The 20,092-nt window shown below is 38.4% G+C and carries 22 protein-coding genes; 12 read left to right on the plus strand and 10 right to left on the minus strand.

Going from position 1 to position 20,092, the window contains the following annotated elements:
* Positions 1-4: 4 nt before the first annotated feature.
* Positions 5-847 carry an AraC family transcriptional regulator gene (locus M1E96_RS10165; protein ID WP_272579835.1) on the minus strand — a complete coding sequence of 281 codons (843 nt, stop codon included), beginning with the start codon at positions 845-847 and terminating at the stop codon, positions 5-7.
* 128 nt (positions 848-975) lie between these two features.
* On the opposite strand from M1E96_RS10165, the gene M1E96_RS10170 reads away from it, so the two are divergent.
* The 5 genes from M1E96_RS10170 (at position 976) to M1E96_RS10190 (ending at position 5,740) form a co-directional block, all read left to right on the plus strand.
* Positions 976-1,521, plus strand: coding sequence for a GNAT family N-acetyltransferase (locus M1E96_RS10170; RefSeq protein ID WP_272579834.1), 546 nt, complete (start codon positions 976-978; stop codon positions 1,519-1,521).
* Positions 1,522-1,994: 473 nt separating this feature from the next.
* Complete coding sequence (locus tag M1E96_RS10175) at positions 1,995-3,422, plus strand: Na+/H+ antiporter NhaC family protein (protein ID WP_272579833.1); 1,428 nt, start codon at positions 1,995-1,997, stop codon at positions 3,420-3,422.
* 17 nt (positions 3,423-3,439) lie between these two features.
* Positions 3,440-4,429: a D-cysteine desulfhydrase gene (locus M1E96_RS10180; RefSeq protein WP_272579832.1), complete on the plus strand. Its 990-nt coding sequence runs from the start codon at positions 3,440-3,442 to the stop codon at positions 4,427-4,429.
* A 336-nt stretch (positions 4,430-4,765) separates the two neighbouring features.
* Positions 4,766-5,203, plus strand: coding sequence for an N-acetyltransferase (locus tag M1E96_RS10185; RefSeq protein WP_272579831.1), 438 nt, complete (start codon positions 4,766-4,768; stop codon positions 5,201-5,203).
* Between the two features lie 21 nt (positions 5,204-5,224).
* Positions 5,225-5,740, plus strand: coding sequence for a GNAT family N-acetyltransferase (locus M1E96_RS10190; RefSeq protein ID WP_140180073.1), 516 nt, complete (start codon positions 5,225-5,227; stop codon positions 5,738-5,740).
* A 74-nt stretch (positions 5,741-5,814) separates the two neighbouring features.
* Here M1E96_RS10190 and M1E96_RS10195 read toward each other — a convergent pair whose 3' ends face one another.
* Positions 5,815-6,669, minus strand: a complete 855-nt coding sequence (locus M1E96_RS10195; protein ID WP_369426984.1) for a DMT family transporter — start codon at positions 6,667-6,669, stop codon at positions 5,815-5,817.
* Positions 6,670-6,851: 182 nt separating this feature from the next.
* Between M1E96_RS10195 and M1E96_RS10200 the strand changes: the two genes are divergently transcribed.
* Positions 6,852-7,721: a LysR family transcriptional regulator gene (locus tag M1E96_RS10200; protein WP_070927953.1), complete on the plus strand. Its 870-nt coding sequence runs from the start codon at positions 6,852-6,854 to the stop codon at positions 7,719-7,721.
* Here M1E96_RS10200 and yqfB read toward each other — a convergent pair.
* The 4 genes from yqfB to frmR form a co-directional block, all read right to left on the minus strand.
* The gene (gene yqfB, locus M1E96_RS10205; protein WP_070927951.1) at positions 7,699-8,037 is read right to left on the minus strand and encodes a N(4)-acetylcytidine aminohydrolase; all 339 of its coding nucleotides are present in this window, start codon (positions 8,035-8,037) and stop codon (positions 7,699-7,701) included. The two genes, M1E96_RS10200 and yqfB, sit on opposite strands and share 23 nt — an antisense overlap.
* A gap of 91 nt (positions 8,038-8,128) precedes the next feature.
* Positions 8,129-8,959 (minus strand): S-formylglutathione hydrolase, encoded by an 831-nt coding sequence (fghA, locus tag M1E96_RS10210; protein ID WP_272579829.1) that lies wholly within the window; start codon positions 8,957-8,959, stop codon positions 8,129-8,131.
* 60 nt (positions 8,960-9,019) lie between these two features.
* Positions 9,020-10,132, minus strand: coding sequence for an S-(hydroxymethyl)glutathione dehydrogenase/class III alcohol dehydrogenase (locus M1E96_RS10215; protein WP_319066005.1), 1,113 nt, complete (start codon positions 10,130-10,132; stop codon positions 9,020-9,022).
* 18 nt (positions 10,133-10,150) lie between these two features.
* A complete protein-coding gene (gene frmR / locus M1E96_RS10220) occupies positions 10,151-10,423 on the minus strand; it encodes a formaldehyde-responsive transcriptional repressor FrmR (protein ID WP_070927947.1) in 273 nt (90 codons plus the stop codon).
* 165 nt (positions 10,424-10,588) lie between these two features.
* Here frmR and M1E96_RS10225 point away from each other — a divergent pair, with 165 nt between their 5' ends.
* A complete protein-coding gene (locus M1E96_RS10225) occupies positions 10,589-11,368 on the plus strand; it encodes a GNAT family N-acetyltransferase (protein ID WP_318705723.1) in 780 nt (259 codons plus the stop codon).
* A gap of 18 nt (positions 11,369-11,386) precedes the next feature.
* Here the strand turns inward: M1E96_RS10225 and M1E96_RS10230 are convergent, their stop codons facing one another.
* The 4 genes from M1E96_RS10230 to M1E96_RS10245 form a co-directional block, all read right to left on the minus strand.
* Complete coding sequence (locus M1E96_RS10230) at positions 11,387-11,995, minus strand: LysE family translocator (protein ID WP_070927943.1); 609 nt, start codon at positions 11,993-11,995, stop codon at positions 11,387-11,389.
* A gap of 46 nt (positions 11,996-12,041) precedes the next feature.
* A complete protein-coding gene (locus tag M1E96_RS10235) occupies positions 12,042-12,578 on the minus strand; it encodes a dihydrofolate reductase family protein (RefSeq protein ID WP_369426985.1) in 537 nt (178 codons plus the stop codon).
* 187 nt (positions 12,579-12,765) lie between these two features.
* Positions 12,766-13,689, minus strand: a complete 924-nt coding sequence (locus M1E96_RS10240; RefSeq protein WP_318705724.1) for a S9 family peptidase — start codon at positions 13,687-13,689, stop codon at positions 12,766-12,768.
* A 387-nt stretch (positions 13,690-14,076) separates the two neighbouring features.
* Complete coding sequence (locus M1E96_RS10245) at positions 14,077-14,847, minus strand: DeoR/GlpR family DNA-binding transcription regulator (protein ID WP_272579825.1); 771 nt, start codon at positions 14,845-14,847, stop codon at positions 14,077-14,079.
* A gap of 92 nt (positions 14,848-14,939) precedes the next feature.
* On the opposite strand from M1E96_RS10245, the gene M1E96_RS10250 reads away from it, so the two are divergent.
* The 5 genes from M1E96_RS10250 (at position 14,940) to M1E96_RS10270 (ending at position 20,063) form a co-directional block, all read left to right on the plus strand.
* Positions 14,940-15,737 carry an inositol monophosphatase family protein gene (locus M1E96_RS10250; protein ID WP_272579824.1) on the plus strand — a complete coding sequence of 266 codons (798 nt, stop codon included), beginning with the start codon at positions 14,940-14,942 and terminating at the stop codon, positions 15,735-15,737.
* Between the two features lie 161 nt (positions 15,738-15,898).
* Positions 15,899-17,062 carry an MFS transporter gene (locus tag M1E96_RS10255; protein WP_272579893.1) on the plus strand — a complete coding sequence of 388 codons (1,164 nt, stop codon included), beginning with the start codon at positions 15,899-15,901 and terminating at the stop codon, positions 17,060-17,062.
* 153 nt (positions 17,063-17,215) lie between these two features.
* The gene (locus M1E96_RS10260; RefSeq protein WP_272579823.1) at positions 17,216-18,316 is read left to right on the plus strand and encodes an FAD-binding oxidoreductase; all 1,101 of its coding nucleotides are present in this window, start codon (positions 17,216-17,218) and stop codon (positions 18,314-18,316) included.
* Between the two features lie 3 nt (positions 18,317-18,319).
* Entirely contained in the window at positions 18,320-19,093 is a 774-nt protein-coding gene (locus tag M1E96_RS10265; RefSeq protein WP_070927935.1) for a GNAT family N-acetyltransferase, read from the plus strand.
* A gap of 421 nt (positions 19,094-19,514) precedes the next feature.
* On the plus strand, positions 19,515-20,063 hold the full coding sequence (locus M1E96_RS10270; RefSeq protein ID WP_140180097.1) for a shikimate kinase: 549 nt from the start codon (positions 19,515-19,517) through the stop codon (positions 20,061-20,063).
* Positions 20,064-20,092: the final 29 nt, after the last annotated feature.

Here is a 20,092-nt window from a genome sequence, read left to right on the forward strand (position 1 = left end):
TGACTCAAACTTGAGCAATGTGTTTTTTAAATGCAGATAACGTCAGCCCAGTATGCCGTTTAAAATAACGACATAGATAAGATGTATCTTCAAAGTTTAAGGTAGCAGCAATTTCTTTAATTGATAGCTTCCCCGTACCTAATAGCGCTTTTATTTCCAATACAACTTGTCTATCAATCAAAGCTTTTGGCGCGTCATTAAAAAAATTACGCGTAATTTGGGATAAATAAAACGGTGTGATCGACAACTTTTGTGCATAAAATTGAACATCACGCTGTTCGCGACAATATTCAGTGATCATATTCCAAAAACGCCAACAAAGTTGCTCTTTACGGCTACGTTGCATTTTTTGTTGTAACAGCGTTGTAGGGATTTTTTCAGCAATCAATAAGAAAAAGTTTTGTACATGCTGACATAGCATTAACTCAGTAAACTCCCCCTTCTGTTGAATAAGATAAACAAATAATGACATCCATTGCTGTAATACAACCTGTTCTGCTAAAGCAACCTGAAGCACTGGGGATTGATTAAAGAATGCAAATAGTGAGTTTGGTAATTTAAAAGCGATATCGGTCGCGAACGCTTTTTCTAATGTAATAATATCAAACTGCGCCAAACGCGAACGTCGGTGCAACATCACATAGGTATCGTCATATAAGACAATAATATCGTTTTTCTTAACCGCATAGGTCATGAAATTAATATTAAAAACCGCACAGCCACTTTTACATATCAGCACCGAAACATAGCTCGGCGTTAATGGTACTAACAACATCTTATCGAGTGTTGATGCCCCTATACTCACCTTATTAGGAATACTGTATTGTTGGCTTAAGCCATTAACCATAGTGCCATTACTCCATCAAAAACAACGATAGTTGTCAAAAGTACCCAAATTGACGAGGTTTTGCGCTTATATATATCACAAAAACACCTAAAATATGCTTCATCATATATCAATATAGAGATGAAAAAATGATACTTTATACCGAAAGATTGATCCTCCGCCCTTGGCAACTCAGCGATGCAGAAAACCTTTATCGTTATGCTAAAGATGAACATATTGGCCCTATTGCTGGATGGCCGCCACATCAAAGTGTTGAAGAAAGTGCAGCGATTATTCAGCAAATATTTATGCGTGATGAGATATACGCCGTTGCATTAAAAGAAGATAACCAAGCTATTGGCTTGATTGGTTTATCCTTTAGCTCTGACAGTAATTTTCCGATCGGCGAAAATGACGCAGAAGTCAGTTACTGGATAGGTGTACCTTTTTGGGGGAAAGGTTTGATACCCGAAGCGATACGAGAAATTATGCGCCATGCCTTTAATGATTTAAAACTGAATAATCTCTGGTGTGGTTATTTCCAAGGTAATGCGCAATCCAAAGTTGCTCAAGAAAAATGTGGCTTTACCCATTATGCCACTTTAGCTCCACAATATATTGAGTTAATTGGCGAAACAAGGATAGAAGAAACCAGTCGGATCACTTATCAAGAATGGCGAATAGCACAACAATAGTTGCACGATTACTTTTATTTGAGCGACCTTTTGGTCGCTGAGGTTGCTGACGAAGCGGGATAAAAGCAGGGTTTTTCCCGCTCCGTGTTATCAGCCGAAAATCAATGAATTGATTTTTCTCGTTTATTTCAAAACCCCTAACGACTGCCGCCAAACATGCTATGTTTGTCAACAGTCTGAGCGACCTTTTGGTCGCTTTTTTTGTCTTTTATTGCCACAAGAATACCCATGTGACTATTTATACTCTAAATAACTCAGGCCACAATTGACGATAACCGAGGAGTATAGATAAAAACTGAACGTAGCCACTTATATCTCAACAAAAAGCCCTACAACTTGAAGTATGACGAGTATATGCGTGTTTTTTGTTACAAAACGCTGCAAATTTGCATATAACTGTTCATTTATCCTATCTATCAGTGCTATGATTTTTCGACAATTATAATTTTAAAATAAAATTAATAGGTAAACACATGCATGACTATGGCATTTGGACAATCATCACACCCATTGTCACAATCCTTTTGGCAATTTTTACTCGGCAAGTGATGCTTTCACTTATGTTAGGGATTTTGGTCGGTTTTACTGTTATTCATGACCACAATATTTTACTCGGTGTTAAAGGCACAGTTAACGGCATTATCGATACTTTTGCCTCTCCCGGAAATACGCGTACTATTATCTTTATCGTGATGATTGGCGGTATTATGCGCTTAGTTGTCGTAACAGGCGGTGTACGAGCGCTAGTTCAGTTACTAACAAATCGTACTAAACTAGTGAAAAATCGTGTGGCAACTCAATTATTAGCTATTGTGATCACATCGCTGATTTTTATTGAAAGCTCTATCAATCAGTTAGTTGCCGGTGCTTCAACCAAGAACCTAGCGCGTAAATATGCTGTCGCCCCCGAAAAAATGTCGTACATCATCCAAACGGCCTGTGTATCTGTATGTTCCTCCGCAGTGATCAATGGTTGGGGAGCCGTGATTATGGGATTGATTGGCGTGCAAATCTCACAAGGACTAATTAGTGGTGAACCTTTTGATATTTTAATAAAATCTCTCGGCTATAACCTAATGGCTTGGCTCTCTTTAGCCTCAATCCTATTTTATGTGTTCAGCAATATCTCTTGGGGGCCGATGAAAAAAGCAGAAATGCAATATCAGGCTGACCACAGTGCAGGTATTCTCTCTCAACACAACCTTACCGACGATGAAGCTGAGATCATTGAGCATCCTAATGCCCATTCTGTTTTAAACTTTTTTATCCCAATCCTATCTACCGTACTGATGGTCCCTATCGCACTGTACATTACGGGAGATGGAGATTTCAGTAAAGGCAGTGGCTCTACCTCTGTTTATTGGGGAGTCATGTTTGGTACTGTCGTTTCTTTCTGTTGGTTTATTGGCCGTCGTTTACTCAATATTGATGGCTTCTTTAAAGAACTCTTTATTGGTTATGCTAATATGCTGAAAATTAGCTCAATCATGATCCTTGCATTTTTAATGGGTAATGTTTCTGCTGAGCTCAATACAGGTGCCTATATTGCCGAAGTTACACAAGGTGTAATGGCTCCAGGCTTCTCAATCGGCTTTATTTTCATTATTAGCGCCATTATGTCATTGGCAACAGGTACCTCATGGGGAACTTTTGCCATTATGATCCCAATCGGTGTTCAACTCGGTATTTCAGTTGATATGCCTGTTGAATATATGATTGGTGCCGCTATTTCAGGTTCAATATTTGGTGATATGACATCGCCAATTTCAGCCGATGCAATTGTTGCATCAATGGCGACAGACTGTGACCATATTGAACATATTCGCACGCAAATGCCTTATGCATTGGTTACTGCCAGTATGGTTCTTGCGATTTATTTATATTTAGGTTTTTCACATTAATTTTCGAGGGAGTCACAATGTCACTGCAACAAAAATTAGCACATTTCGCCAAAGTGAGTTTGAACAAAGTCTCGACTCCACTTGAACGACTTGAAAATTTATCACGTGTTTATGGACGTGAGATATATATCAAGCGAGATGATATTTCATCCCTTGCCATGGGAGGAAATAAGTTACGCAAACTAGAATTCCTAATTGCAGATGCATTAGAAAAAAAAGCCAAAGTCATTATCACTGCCGGTGCTATCCAATCTAATCATGTTCGCCAAACTGCCGCGATTGCAGCAATGTACGGTTTAAGATGCGTTGCCTTACTTGAAAATCCCATACAGAGTGAAGACACTAACTTCCTTCATAATGGTAATAAATTACTCACTGACTTATTTGGTACGGAGTCAGTAATGTGCGAAGCATTAACCGATCCACAATCACAGATGGAACAATTGATTGAGGATTTGGAGTTAGACGATGCTTATATTGTGCCTGTTGGTGGTTCTAATGCTCTTGGTGCATTAGGCTATGTTCAATGTGCCATCGAAATCGCTCAGCAAAAACCATTACAGGTAGAGTTCGACAAAGTCGTCGTCGCTTCTGGTAGTGCGGGAACTCATGCAGGACTTGCTATTGGTTTACAAGAACTTCTCCCTCATACACAAGTTATCGGCGTTACCGTGTCACGTTTTAAACAAGACCAAGCGCCAAAAGTTGAGAAAATTCAGAGAGAATTGGCGGAATTACTGGCAATAGTAAAAACGCCGGAAATCCATCTGTGGGATAATTTTTTTGAACCTGAATATGGTATGCCAAATCGTGCGGGGTTAAATGCAATCACCCTGCTTGCTCGTAGTGAAGGTATTTTATTAGATCCTGTGTACACAGGAAAAGCCATGGCTGGCTTAATTGATTACTTAGAAAACTCTAATGAAAAAACACCTGTACTTTTTGTGCACACAGGTGGTTCTCCTGCGTTATTTGCCTATCCTGAGGTCAGTAAATCGATTATTTGATTAATATAAAAAATGGCTCATGTACTTTAAGTGAGCCGTTTTTAATCTAAAAATACGCTTTAAAACATCTTCGTTACTAGTATTACCATCCCTCTCGCGCCCCAGCGACAATACTCTCCGAGTTATGCAAAACCAATACCACATTAAAAATAGATTTTGATATTCATCGTTGTATTAATCGTGTCTTTTTGATTACTAAATATGATGCTGATATTGGCATCAAACCTAGCTCCCCATCAGACCTACTTTTTCGCGTCAAAAGTGCTTTATCTATAACCTGTCATAGGCAAATAACTTTGAGTTGTATAGACTAACTATCTCATTCAGGGGAATTCTATGAACATTTATCTACGTGAAATTACAAAAGATAATTTTGAAGCAGTTTCTTTATTGGATGTTTATGAGGAGCAGGAAGATTTCATTGCATCGAATACTTGGTCTATGCTTGAAGCTGCCTATAATCCTGAATATATAATTAGAGCTATTTATTTAAAGGATACTCCTGTAGGTTTCTTTATGTGGGTACCTACATCAAGTCAAAAAATTGCTATCTGGCGTTTTATGGTTGATAAAAAGCATCAGCACAAAGGTATTGGCCGCCAAGCAATGCACCTTGCTTTAGCGGAAATTAAACAAGATCAGCAATTAAAACAAATTGAGATTTGCTACGATCCCAAAAACCGTATTGCTAAATCGTTCTATTCATCACTTGGTTTTATGGAAATAGGTTTGGATGAAGATGGTGAAGAAATGCTCGCTATTATTAATTTATAACAGCACCCTGAGATGATTTTTATGACTGTATCCCTTATAAAAGCCACAGAACAGGATGCCCAGCTGCTCCACGAGATCGGAGTAAAAAGCTATCGCCATCATTTCGCTAAGTTGTGGCTGAATGTAGACGAATTAGCGGATTATCTTTATCAAGAGTATTCCCCTCAACAAATTATTAAGGATATACAAACAACCAATACAGAATGGTTTTTGATTAAGGAGCTACAACAGCCTATAGGTTTAGTAAAACTAACCTATCATGCGATGATCCCCGATGAATCTCTCTGTGGTACGCAGTTAAATAAAATCTATTTTTTACCTGATGCAACAGGTAAAGGAACAGGCAAAACCGTATTTACTCAAATAGAAACATTGGCAAAACAACAAAATGACTCTCTTTTATGGCTAGATGTCTTAGCACAAAATGCCCACGCCCTTCGGTTCTATCAAGCGAATGGTATGCAAAAACTAAAAGAAGTTATATTTACGAGTAAAACTCAGCAAAATCTTGAATTTATTATGAGCAAAAATCTGTAATCACTCTATTTTTCCAATAAATTACGGTAAGTCACTAAGCGAATAAACCCTACCTTATACGGTAGGTTTATTCTCTACAACTCACTTTGTGTCTTAGTGCGTTTATTCGCAATCAAGATCCCCATAATAATCAAACCACCACCAAACAGCACCATTGCGCTAACCTTTTCATCCAATAATATCCCTCCTGCGATCACCGCAGTTAATGGATTGAGTGCAATAAATGCCCCTGCATTAGCAGCACCAATTTTATTAACGCCTTGGTAATACCAAACATAAGCTACTGCGGAGCCTAAAATACCTAAATAACTTAAACTCAAGAGATCCGTCATATTTAACTTTGAAAGATCATTTAACACAGCTTCCCCTGAAAATACAGTGCAAATAATCAGTAAGAATGTTCCAAATAAAACAGCATAAGCGACAGTATGTAATGCGCCAATTTGCCTAATCACATGTTTACCTGCAACTGTATAGATCCCCCAACTAACCACGCAGCCTAAAATAGCCAAATCACCTGTATTTGTCATAAAACCTTCTATACCAGATGTTTTGTCCGACAAAAGAATAAAAGCACCGAATACACATAAAATAATACCAATACTTTTACTAATAGATATTTTCTCACGCCAAATTAAAAACGATATTAATGCTATCATTGCAGGGTTAATAGCCACCAGCAGTGCTGCCCGAGAAGCAGGAATAATTTGCAATCCATAAAAAAACAAAACTTGATAAACAAAAACACCAGACAAACCTAAAATAGCAACTTGCATAAATTGCTTTAAAGACACTTTCTTCCAACCTATGTTTTTGCAGCTTAATACTAAAATTAAAGCGGCAGATGCTAAAATAAAACGAATAGTTGCTGAAAGTAATGGTGAAATTTCAGGTTGAATGTATCGCCCCGCAATAAACGTCCCCCCCATAGAATTGATACCAATGTCAACTGAATGAATGTGTAATTCACTGACTGCGATAAATTGATAACACGACCATTGGACATAGGATCCCTTATTATCTATTTAAATTAAAAGTTCACTGACACTAGACAGCGCTAGAAGAATAAGTTATTACTTCTTTATTCTCATAAACAAATGAGTAATTACTCATGACATTGACCCAACTTGAAATCTTCACATTAGTCGCCGAGCTAAAAAGCTTTACCCTTGCGGCAATGCAATTAAATATCTCTCAATCCGCAGTTTCTCATGCAATAAAAGCACTGGAACAAGATCTCAACGTGTCTTTATTTACCCGTGAACAAAACCAAATTACAGTGACTGAAATTGGCGGTGTTTTATTGGTTAAAGCTCAACATATGTTGAATATTCATGAAGCTATGAAACAGGAAGCTCAAGCCGCAAATGGGCTAAAACAAGGTGTTTTGCGAATAGGATCATTTGGACCTGGCTCATCTTCAGGTATTTTGCCGCCATTACTAAAAAAATATCGAGAACAATACCCTTTGATAAGTGTGATCGTAGATGAAGGTGATGACGAAAGTGTGGCGAGGTGGTTATTAGAGAAACGGGTTGATATTGGTTTCGTGATCTTACCTGATGAGCGATTTGAGACTTTTAAAGTTATTGAAGACCAAATGGTTGCGATTCTGCCACTAGAGCACCCTTTAGCAGCGAAAGACGCAGTGAGTTTAAAAGAACTATGCCAATATCCCTTTAATCTTACTGAAGCGGGCTCAGGTAAAATGGTAATGGCGCTTTTTCATGCACAAAAACTGATGCCCAAAATTCAATTTCGCACTCGTCAATTACTCAGTACTTTTGCTTTAGTCGGCCGAGGAGAAGCAGTATCTATTGTTGCACAACTGGCGATCCCCTCTGACTTAAACAATATTGTGATTAAACCACTTAATCCAAAAGTTGAACGTACTGTTGCCTTTGCTATTACTAATGAAAGTGAAATATCGCCTGCAACAAGAGCTTTTATAAAAATCGCTAAATCGCTTGAGATCCGTTAACTAGACGATAACGAATGACAAACAATGATTGTTCTGTTGGATAAATTTCACGGATCAGGGCTTTTAACGTATCAAGTGTCATCGCTTCTTGGGTAGCATGATAATCCGAGATATCATCGTAACGAATTGCTTCAACAGAAAGGATTTCAATGTTGGTGTAATACTTGCCTGTTTCTAGGGCAAAGACCTTTACAACCGTACCCGGAACATAATGGCTTTCACTTTTATCACGAATGGTAATCACTTTTTCGCCAGAAGTGACCAACGGCAGCAAACGCTCAAAAAAAGTGATCGTATCAGGTACGTTCTTCTTCATCAAAAATCCTTTCAATTAATCTCTATTAACCATGCTCCCAAGTACTGTACATTGAGGCATGGTAGCTACAGCGGTACCTAAAATAGGTAACTCAATTTTTTAGATAGCGGGCATGAAATGCAATATGTTCACCTATAAAACTCGCAATAAAATAATAGCTATGGTCATAGCCTTCACGTAAATTTAAGGTGAAATCATGACATTTTCTTTGGCACACTTCAGCGAATAATTCGGGCTTTAGCTGATCGTGATAAAATGGATCATGAGTCCCTACATCAACCAACATAGGGGGAGTCACTTGTATTTCATTCAATAAGCTAATGGTATCGTAACGAGCCCAGAGAGACTTATCTTCTCCTAAATAGGCAGAAAATGCTTTTTGCCCCCACGGAACCTGAGTTGGCGCAACAATAGGTGCAAATGCAGAAATACTGCAATAACGTTCAGAATTACGTAACCCGATCATCAATGCACCATAGCCACCCATTGAATGCCCCAAAATAGCTCTTTTCCCATTTGCAGGTAAATGCGCTTCAACTAATGTAGGTAATTCATCAACAATATAGTCATACATATTGTAATGATCACGCCAAGGCGCCATTAACGCATTGAGATAAAAACCGGCACCTTGGCCGAGATCATAGGCATCGTCATCAGCAACTTGCTCCCCTCGAGGACTAGTATCCGGCGCAATAATGATCACTCCATGTTCAGCGGCAAATTGCTGAGCTCCCGCTTTAGTAATAAAATTTTGCTCGTTACAAGTTAACCCTGAAAGCCAATAAATCACAGGATATTGTTTATCTATCACATCAGAAGGCAAATAAGCGGCAAACTTCATCGTACAGTTTAAAGCTACTGAATGGTGTTGATAAACATCTTGCCAGCCACCAAAGCAAGCATGGCGTTCAATTCTTTCCATGTATGCAGACTCCAAATATGTATGTAAATAATATAAGCCCGATAATTCGGGCTTTGATAATCAATCGTAATGGATCACCGTACGGATGGACTTGCCCTCATGCATTAAATCAAAAGCTTCATTAATACTATCTAAAGGTAATGTATGAGTAACAAATGGTTTCAGTTCGATATCACCTTTCATGGCATCTTCAACCATGCCCGGAAGTTGACTTCGCCCTTTCACACCGCCAAAGGCCGTACCTCTCCATGAACGTCCTGTAACTAATTGAAATGGGCGGGTCGATATTTCTTGCCCTGCACCTGCGACACCGATGATTACGGATTGGCCCCAACCACGATGTGCACTTTCTAATGCAGCTCTCATCACATTCACGTTACCAATACATTCAAATGTGTGATCGACACCCCATTCGGTCATTTCAATGATCACTTGCTGAATAGGTTTATCAAAATCGTTAGGGTTCAAACAATCTGTTGCCCCAAATTGACGTGCCAATTCAAATTTTGCTGGATTCGTATCGATAGCAAAAATACGCCCCGCTTTAGCCTGTCTCGCACCTTGAATTACTGCTAAACCAATTCCCCCGAGACCAAAAACGGCTACAGAGTCACCTTCTTGTACCTTGGCGGTATTATGAACAGCACCAATACCCGTTGTCACACCACAACCTAATAGGCAAACCTCTTGGTGATTGGCTTCGGGATTAATTTTTGCTAATGAAACTTCTGCAACCACCGTATATTCGCTAAATGTAGAACATCCCATGTAGTGATATAGCGGTTGACCATTATAAGAAAAACGTGTCGTACCATCAGGCATAACACCTTTTCCTTGTGTTGCACGTACCGAGACACATAAATTGGTTTTTCCTGATTTACAGAATAGACATTCACCACATTCTGCTGTGTATAAAGGAATAACATGATCTCCCGGTTTCACACTGGTGACCCCTTCACCGACTTCAACTACTACACCAGCCCCTTCGTGCCCTAGAACAACAGGAAAAAGCCCTTCAGGATCTTCCCCTGATAGTGTAAAAGCATCCGTATGGCAGACACCAGTATGGCTGATTTTGACCAGTACCTCACCCGCTTGAGGTGGCATTACATCAATTTCAACAATTTTCAGTGGTTCTCCGGGGCCAAATGCCACCGCTGCACGTGATTTCATAATGGATCCTTTTTGTTATTAACGCAGGTATGTACGAATGAGTGAAATAGCATCATCAACAGATTCTTTCTGGATTTGTGTTGTTGCGGACTCTTGTAGCCCTTCTCGTAAATGACTTTCTAACACCCCAGCCATTAAGCCATTCACGGCTCCTCGGATAGCGGCAATTTGTTGCAATACTAAGCCGCACTCCACCTCATCTTCCAAGGCGGTTTCCAGAGCTTGTAACTGACCTTTTAATTTTCTAACTCGAGTCAACACAGCTTTTTTTTCTTTCGGTGAATGAGGCATGATAATGAGTACCTATAATATACATAGGGGGAGTATAGTATTATTAAGATAATCTGTACAGAATTGATGCTATATGGGTTAGAAAGTGCTTTCTATTAGCGTAATACTATTAATAGCAATACGCTTTTTATACACTGAAAAAAATTAATTTTTTGAGTGAACCCAATGAATAACGATGAAATAAAATTCTATCAACAAGAGCAACATTTTTGGTCGGCTATCTGCCAAGAAACCATGCAATTTGGCCAGGCGACAACTGCTTATTTCTCGGAGTTGCCTATCCCCGCGTTTAGTTTTATTTACTTACATGCAAACGCTGAATTATCTGATTTTGTTGCTGCTAATCATCAGTTTACGATAAAAAACAAACCTTATTTATTGGTGGTTCATGAGAACACATTACAACAAGTCATGCCATTAATTACTGAGCATCGTTATCAAAGTGACGGTGAAACGACGGCTATGATATTAGCCAAAGCAGACATCATAAAAAATGCAGATAGTACAATTCCCGAAGGATATACCATCATGCAATGTAATCAGAATTTAACTGATTGGGCACAACCATTGATCAGTGCTTTCGGTTCACAAGATAATGATGAAGAAGAAGATTTAACTGTAATTAATGAATACATTCGCTATCACCAAAGAGCGTTGGATAGGAATACACAATTAGAACATTATGTATTATTAAAAGATGCTCAACCAGTATGCTCACTTACACTCACTGTAAATGGCAAAATGGCACGTTTAGATGATATCGGCACAGAAACCCAATACCAGCGGAAAGGACTAGCAACGCACTTGATTAAATATGCGTTAAACGAGTGTAAGAATAAAGGAATTGAGTCGTGCTTTTTGGAAGCATCAAGCGATGGCTTATCGATTTATAAAAAATTAGGCTTTACTTCGTTGTTTCAGTATCATTGCTTTATTGTCGAATAAACCATCTACAGGTACTGATTAAAAAGTACCTGTAGTTAAATAAGGTACTATCGTCATAATTAATAGTAATATCCCACCACCAATATTAATCACTTTTTTTAGTTTCACGATATCAATTTTTGTTGATGTCACTATTAATAGACCACATGACAGTACTAACCAAAGTGCCATCATAATAATATGAATAGTTGATAATAAAAGAAAACTAAATAGAGTTGGATCTATACCAGCGAAACTGGTAACAACCACTAAATAAAGAATGATCGCCTTTGGGTTAAGCAAATTCGCTAAATAGGCATCTTTTAAGGTAACAGTTTTAAGCTTTTTACCAATAGATTGTTTCGATGCTTTGATTCCTGAATAAATTAACATCACAGACAGGTAAATTAAATAAATCGAGCCTAGGATACCGATCAATTTAAATAACCAAGGCGAAGAAACGATGATTTTTGTTACACCTAAACCAACTAACAATCCATGAGTTAAAATCCCTAATCCAGTTCCTACAATGGGAACAACAAGGCCACGAAATCCGCTATTCAACGAACTATTAAGAGCAATCGCAAAACTTGCCCCTGGAGAGATAACGATAGGTAATAATGTTAATATGAATCCCCAAATATCCATGGCCTCCCCTTTTTTATTTCCTAGTTAACAAGCAGATAAAAGTTTGCTATTCAGCAAGCTTTATATAATGAGATTTCACTAGGGTATCGAGGTAAACTGTTGTTTTAACGTGGCGATAGTGAGATTGAATATCACTTTGGGTAAATAAAGGTACACCATGACCTAATAAGATTGGAGCTCTAGTCAAAATCAACTCATCAATTTTGTTTTCTGTTAAAAACGTCTGTATTACCTTTCCCCCATCAATATACACCCTTTTAAAATTATAAGGTTTAAGTGTTAGTTCAATTTGCTGAAGTGTACCTTGTAATAACTTAACTGAATCAGGGAGTGATTCAGGTAATGTTGATAATGATTGACTTAATACAAATACAGGCTTATCAAACGGCCAATCACCACCAAACCCCAAGACGGTTTCAAAGGTATTTCGCCCCATAATAACAGCGTCAATACTAGCCATAAATTCAGCATAGCCAAAATCAGAACCATCGGGGTTATCAATATTGGTCAACCAATCAATATCACCATTTTTATCCGCAATATAACCATCAAGACTGGTTGCAATATAAGCGATAAACTTCATTTTTATTTCTCTACAAGTGACAATAATAAACAAAAATTATAATAAAGATATGATTGGTTTTTAGTTATCCATGTGTGCGCTAATCAGCCTTTGTCGATTATTAACTTTGACCCGCTAACTGACTAAAACTCGCTCATCATTAATTTTTACCTCCAGCAATCATCCCTTTAATGGGGGCTTAAGCAACTTATTTTTTATCTACGGTTTGATACCATAATTGGATATCTTTAACAATTAACTCTGTTTGCCCTTGGCCTTTATTATCAACGAAAAAATGGTCGAGGCCTTGATAGGTTTTAAAATAAACGTGTTGATTGTTACTTTTTTCCATCATTCTCACCACACTGTAAGGGTCAACATTAATATCATCCATGGTTTGGATCACTAAATGCGGTGTTTTCACCGATCGTATTAGTTTTTGATTATTAATAGTTAACATCTCACGCCACCATTTTCCACCATGCTCACTTGGAAACTGGTCTTCATCGAGTTTATTTTGCACAACTTCTTTCGCAAATTGTTTAAAACCATCAATATATTGAGGAATTTCTGCTGTAGGTGTTGTTTTTTCAATACTATAGATAACATCATTAATGAAAAACTGCCCTCCCATATTCAATGATACCGATGCTTGTACTTTATCGGTTTTTGATATGATTAAATTTGTCACCACTGCACCTTCACTACCGCCAATAATCACAATATTGTGGTAGTTATTTTTAAGGTATTCGATCAAGGCTAAATAATTTTCAGCTCGTTCCAGTGGAGAGTCATTTTTCATATAATCAATAGGACAATCCTTAGCCGAAACTTCTTTTCCATCTTTACCAACTTGACTATTCAAGCCCGTTTTTTCCACTAATAGAATGTCATTTTTAGGAAATGCGCCTCCAAAGTTTTTTATCATACTGTCGTTGTTAACAACGCTTCGGCAATCAGAACCTTGAATTAATACTAATAAATCATCTGAAGGCTGTACATCACGCTTGATAATGTAATAATGAATTTCTTTCCCTGACTTATTGTTAATTTTTTGTAAATCAAATGTATTATTAGCAAATGTAGTCAAAGAAAATGTTGTCAACATTAAAAAAATAGCGCATTTTTTCATATTTTTAACCATTAATTATTGTTATTTTTTACCTATATATTATATAAAAAATATATTATTTAAATATAAGCCAAAAATGCTTTGTTCCATATAATTGATATTACGTTAAAATAAAACAGTGTTGTGAGTAAATTTAAGATTTTACTCGTTTTAAAATCAGTTACCCTAAATATGTGTGTCAATTTAGTATACTCATAGTCACATATGATTATTTTGTTATTTAATTTCTGTTGTCAGCACTTGGGACTTTTAAAAATATATCTTAAGTACTCAAAATGTCGCTAAGCCAATATTCGACAATTTTAAGTATCATAAACCAATGTCCTATTACAAAAAACAACATTTTCGGTGCGGTAAACTTATCACCGCACCCTATTTCTTGCCCTATCATGCAAATAAAATTTGCATATCTGTTTTCACTAACAGTTGGTGTAAATCATTTGGTATGTGTTTATTCACCACTAATATCGATATTTGTTGGCAGCTTGCGACCAAATATCTTGCTGCCCCCGGTAATTTATCTGCGGTAATCCCCATAATAACTTGATTACTCTGCTCAATAAGTGCTTTTTTGAATTCAGCCTCTTCATAATCAAAAATGGTTACACCAATTTGAGGATCAAAAGCACAACCACCAATAAAACACTGGTCAAAATATATCTGTCTTATTTGATGCATTGAACTATTGCTAACACTCGCGCCGATTTGTGTATTCATCTTACCACCAATCATAACCACCTCACACAACGGCTTTTTCATCAACTCTATCGCAATCAAAGGTGAATTTGTGACTACCGTACTCGCTAACGTTTCTGGAATACTTCGGGCAATTTCAAGATTAGTAGATCCTGAATCAATAAAAACACACGTATTGTTCTTAATTAAACTTGCACATTTCTGCGCGATTGTGGTCTTTTCCGCTTGATTCAATCCTATTCTTTGTTCGAACGTTCCTGCTGATTCCAGTACACTGACAGCACCACCATGTACTCGTTTACAAACGCCTTCTTCCGCTAATTCATTTAGATCACGGCGAATAGTATGTTCTGAAACCCCCATCTCTCTGGCAAGAATAGTGCAAACCACACGCCCTTCATTTTTTAGTAATTGACGTATTTTTTTTTGTCTTTGATCTGGAAAAGCGGCATAATCGAGCATAAAATCATCCTATGGTTAAACTGAAAACATCATAGTCGAGCACAAAAAGATGTCAAATTAATTGATACCTTCCGTTCAATAAGGGTCTTCTTATGTCGCAACATCCATTGATAGATAGCTTTTTCCTACATGAACTCGCTAATATTGCAGGTAAAGCATCACTTGAACATTATCGAACTCATGAATTAACTGTTTTAGAAAATAAGCCTAAAGCAGATTACCAATTTGATCCCGTCACACAAGCAGACAGGTTGGCTGAAAAATTAATGCGAGAACACATTACAAAAATTTATCCAGAACATTCTATTATTGGTGAAGAGTATGGAGTAACGGGTGATAGCCCTATTCAATGGGTGTTAGATCCGATAGATGGCACTCGCCCATTTTTATGTGGTTTACCTCTTTGGGCAAACTTAATTGGGCTAACGATTGATGGCAAAGCTACAATGGGTATGATGAGCCAACCTTATATTGGTGAACGTTTTTGGGCTGATCACTCAGGAAGTTGGACAAGTAGTCATCATGGACATTTCCAGCTACAAACCCGTAAAAACATCCCTCTTGACCAAGCCATTTTGCACACTAACTCTCCAGAACCTATCGATAGCCATAAAAATATTCACTTTACTGCGCTCACAAAAAGAGTGTTAATGACCCGTTATGGCGGTGAATGCTATGCCATGGCAATGCTAGCAGCAGGACGAATTGATATTTGTTTCGATTTCGCACTAGAACCTTATGATATCGTCCCTTTGATCCCTATCATTGAACAAGCAGGAGGGCGCGTCACAACTCTTGATGGCAATCGGGCGGAGAAAGGTGGCGCTGTATTAGCAACTGGCTGTCCTATTTTACATGAGCAAGTTTTAGATATTCTTAATCATGGATAATGTAACCACTTAACTCTAAATAATTCGAGATGCAGCTAACGGTGAATAAGTCGCTAAGTACATAGAAAATTATGTGAAAATGCGAATAAATAAACCACTATGCCTTAAAGAAAGGTGCTGTAACTTGAAATATAATGAGTACAATAAAATATATTAATAAAATGACTCTATCTTCTGAATTATTAGAAACATCACCAGCAATGCCACCAGCTAAAAAAGAGCAAGTGGCTACACGAATTATTTTCTTTATTGCTGGTTTTGCAACCGCTTCATGGGCTGCGTTAGTTCCTTTTGTAAAAACCAATACCGGCGCCAACGATGCCATGCTGGGCTTATTGCTGTTATGCTTTGGGGTTGGTGCTTTAGTCGCAATGCCTTTGACTGGAGCACTTGCCGCTAAGTTTGGTTGCCGTCGGTTGATGGTCACTTCAACCATTGGTTTTTGCCTCATTTTGCCACTCTTACCCGCTATTTCACATGTCAGTATACTGATTGCCAGCCTATTACTTTTTGGTATCGGCATTGGTCTTACTGACTGCGCCATGAATATACAAGCCGTCATTGTTGATAAAGCCTCAGATAAACCAATCATGTCTGGTTTTCATGGATTCTATAGTGTTGGTGGGATTGCGGGTGCAGGTGCTATGAGCGCGATATTACTCCTTGGGGTATCTCCTATTGCTGCCGCAACAATCATTTCATTATTCTCACTATTACTACTCTTGATTAGTTTTAAAGGCTTTTTAAAATACGCCCACGCTCCAACCGGTCCTTTACTCGCCCTCCCTAAAGGTATCGTATTGGTTATCGGTATTGTCTGCTTTGCGATTTTTCTTGCTGAAGGAACTGTTCTTGATTGGAGCGCAGTCTTTTTAATTGAACACCATGGCCTAAAGGAATCCCTAGGTGGTTTAGGTTTTGCTGCTTTTGCAACCACAATGACTCTTGGCCGCCTAACGGGTGATAAAATTGTGATGCGTGTTGGTTCTGCCCGAGTCGTCTTTTGGGGCGGTTTATTAGCTTGTATTGGTTTTATTATTGCAGTGTTATCACCCTATTTAACCATAGCGATATTAGGCTATGCATTAGTTGGCGCTGGTTGCTCAAACATCGTTCCTGTGATGTTTTCTGCAATAGGAAAACAAAACACCATGCCAGAAGCATTGGCCGTGCCTGCTGTTTCGACTTTGGGCTACCTTGGGATCCTCGCAGGTCCAGCCGCTATTGGCTTTGTTGCTTTCCAGTTCACGTTAGCCGCTGCTTTACTGATGATAGCTGGGTTATTGGTTATTATTGCTTTTGTGACTAAATTGGTCAGAGTTTGAGCTCATTTATGAAAACCATCGTTATAACAGAGGTTTTTTCTCCTTGAATTAGAACTGTATAGAGAAAATGAATCATAGCCATTACTATTTATTGAGATTTCAAATACTCATTCAATAAACTAATATATTTAATTCAATGATTTTTGGTACATTATGACTTCACAAACAAAGAATAATATCATCATTATAGGTGCCGGTATTGTTGGATGCACTCTTGCTTGGTACTTATCTCGTAACTATACAGGAAAAATTACGCTCATTGATAAATCTGACGCTGCGGATGGCGTCACTCAACACGCCTTTGCATGGTTGAATGTTTCCTATGGTCGCCCTAGTGGCTATAGTCAATTCAGAAAGCAGGCTCTGAGTGAATGGCGTTCTCTTGATAAATTAACTCAAGGCAAACTCAACGTGAATTGGTGTGGTGCCATTAGCTGGCAAGCTAACACTGAGGCAACGCATCAATTTATCGAGTCCCATCATAAAACAGGATTCAATATTAAAGCCCTCACTCAGGCACAATTACAGGTTCTTGAGCCCAATTTACGTGTTCTTCCTAAACTTGCTGCCTTTGCACCCGATGAAGCTTATGTTGACCCTGTTTACACCACAAAAACATTACTTGAGCTTGCAATAATCCAAGGTGTTAATTATTTACCGCATACCCATGTACAACAATTACTGAAAGATAATAATAAAATTGTCGGTGTTACAACATCGTTAGGCGATCTATATGCAGATCAAATTATCGTGACGGCAGGCCTTGGGGCTATTGAGCTGTTCAAATCATTGCAGATCCGCCTTCCTATCGCACCTTCTCCTTCAATTATTGCTCATTTCCATGACAGTACCGCGACGCCAGCGATGAAACATATTATTTCTACACCAGAAATGGAAGTTCGACCAACATTGGATGGAAATACGCTCTGTGCGGAAGACTATATTGATGAACAGCCGGAGCACAGTGCAATGAATATCGCACGAAATGCCTTATCTGTGATCCAAAATTCATTTATAGCTACGAGTACATTAAGTCTAGAAAATGCTTTCATTGGAATGCGACCTATGCCACAAGATGAGATGCCAGTCGTCGGTAAAGTTGCTGATTTCAGTGGTTTATATATTATAAGTATGCACGCCGCTATCACCCTTGCGCCATTAATCTGTCATCTAGCGCAAGAGGAAATAATACATGGCACAGAACAGGCGGCACTTCGCCCATATCGATTAACACGCTTTACATCAGGTAACTGAGACATGAATATACCGCTCTACTATTTAAGGCATTATCAATCGATCGAAAAGACATTTTGGACTTCGATTTGTGAACATAGCATACAAATCGAACAGCATACCATTTGCTACCTTACACCGTTAAATTCGCCTGTATTTAACTTTATCTATCTCCAGCCTGAATCTTCGATTCAAGCGTTTAAACAAGCACATAGCCTTTTTGTCGCACAAAAGAAAAATCATACCTTAGTGATCCCTGAGGAAATGCTACCCGAAGTTGTCTCTGAAGCACTCTCTTTAGGCTACAAACGTGACAGCGTAACAACTGCTATGGCGTTGTCCCTAGATAAACAACGCTCAGTTAAACTACCAGAGAATCAGGTTGATATTGTCTTTGCTAATCATGACCTTTCGCTATGGGCCAAGCCATTAGTTTCTGCCTTTTATCTCTCTGAAGAACACGACCAAGTGGTTAGCGAGTACGTTCGTTATCATGAGGATGCCTTGCTACAAGGTGCTCCACAATTCCATCTAGTACTACTGGTTAACGGATCCCCTGCGACTTCCATGACTGTCACCATTGAAGGTGCATTAGCGCGTTTCGACGATATCGGTACAGAACCCTCACACCAAGGTAATGGTTATGCGTCGCAGCTCATCGCATACGCATTAGCGTTTTGCCGCCAACAAGGCGTAGAGCATTGTTTCTTAGATGCTTCTGAAGCAGGTTTTGATTTGTACAAAAAATTTGGTTTCGAACCAATGTTCCGCTATATCAATTATGTCTGGTGCAAATAATCTATTAAATTAGCCATTTTTAACCAACAACCCTAAACTGAGCCATTGATTAACCAATGGTTCATTTATGATACTAATGGCGCAAGTAACATAACCCATCATCGGGATCTTATCGAAACAAACAGGGTGTTGGGTTAAATATGATTGCTTATCGCAATCAGATACCCTGTGGTTTTATTGCATTGATAATTTTTCAAATCATTCCGCCTTCCCATGAGGTATAGCTGCTTATGCCCTATCTATAATCGCCACCACGGTATAGGGCACTTTTTATTTGATAGATTTGGGTAGTTAACTGATAGCATTACTTTTCCCAACTTTTTGCGCAACAGCAGTGGCGGATAATTGATTAATTCGTTTAGGTGGCAGCTATACCACCGCTAAATACTGTTGAATTATCCATATATCATAAGTTAATACGATGAAAATTAATATTATTGGTTGTAGTGGCAGCGGCAAGAGCACACTTGGCCGTGCATTAGCGTCACTTTACTCAGTTCCATACATCGAGATGGATGCCCTTTATTGGCAAAAAAATTGGCAACCCTCTACCGATGAGCAATTAACTGAAAAATTAATCCATGCCTTAGATAGTGCCGCTGATGGTTGGGTACTTGATGGTAATTATACCCGCACACAACCAATTAAATGGCAAGATATCGATATGGTTGTTTGGCTGGATTACTCTTTTTCTCGCACATTATATCAATCTATATCGAGAACCTTTTCGCGGCTGATTAACCAAAAAGAACTTTGGCCTAATACGGGAAATGTTGAATCATGGAAAAAAGCATTCTTTAGCCGAGACTCGATCATTTTATGGGTTTTAAAGACTTATCATAGTGGGAAAGCAAGGCGGATCATCAGTATGGTTGATGAACAATACCAACATATCCGTTTTATACGTCTTACCTCCCCCAAAGAAACGGCCACTTTCTTGCAATGGATGCGAAAAAACATCAGTGAATAAATGACAATCAGCCTAGTTACTTGAGCAAT

The sequence above is a fragment of the Providencia sp. PROV236 genome, assembly GCF_033676985.1.
Classification (GTDB): domain Bacteria; phylum Pseudomonadota; class Gammaproteobacteria; order Enterobacterales; family Enterobacteriaceae; genus Providencia; species Providencia manganoxydans.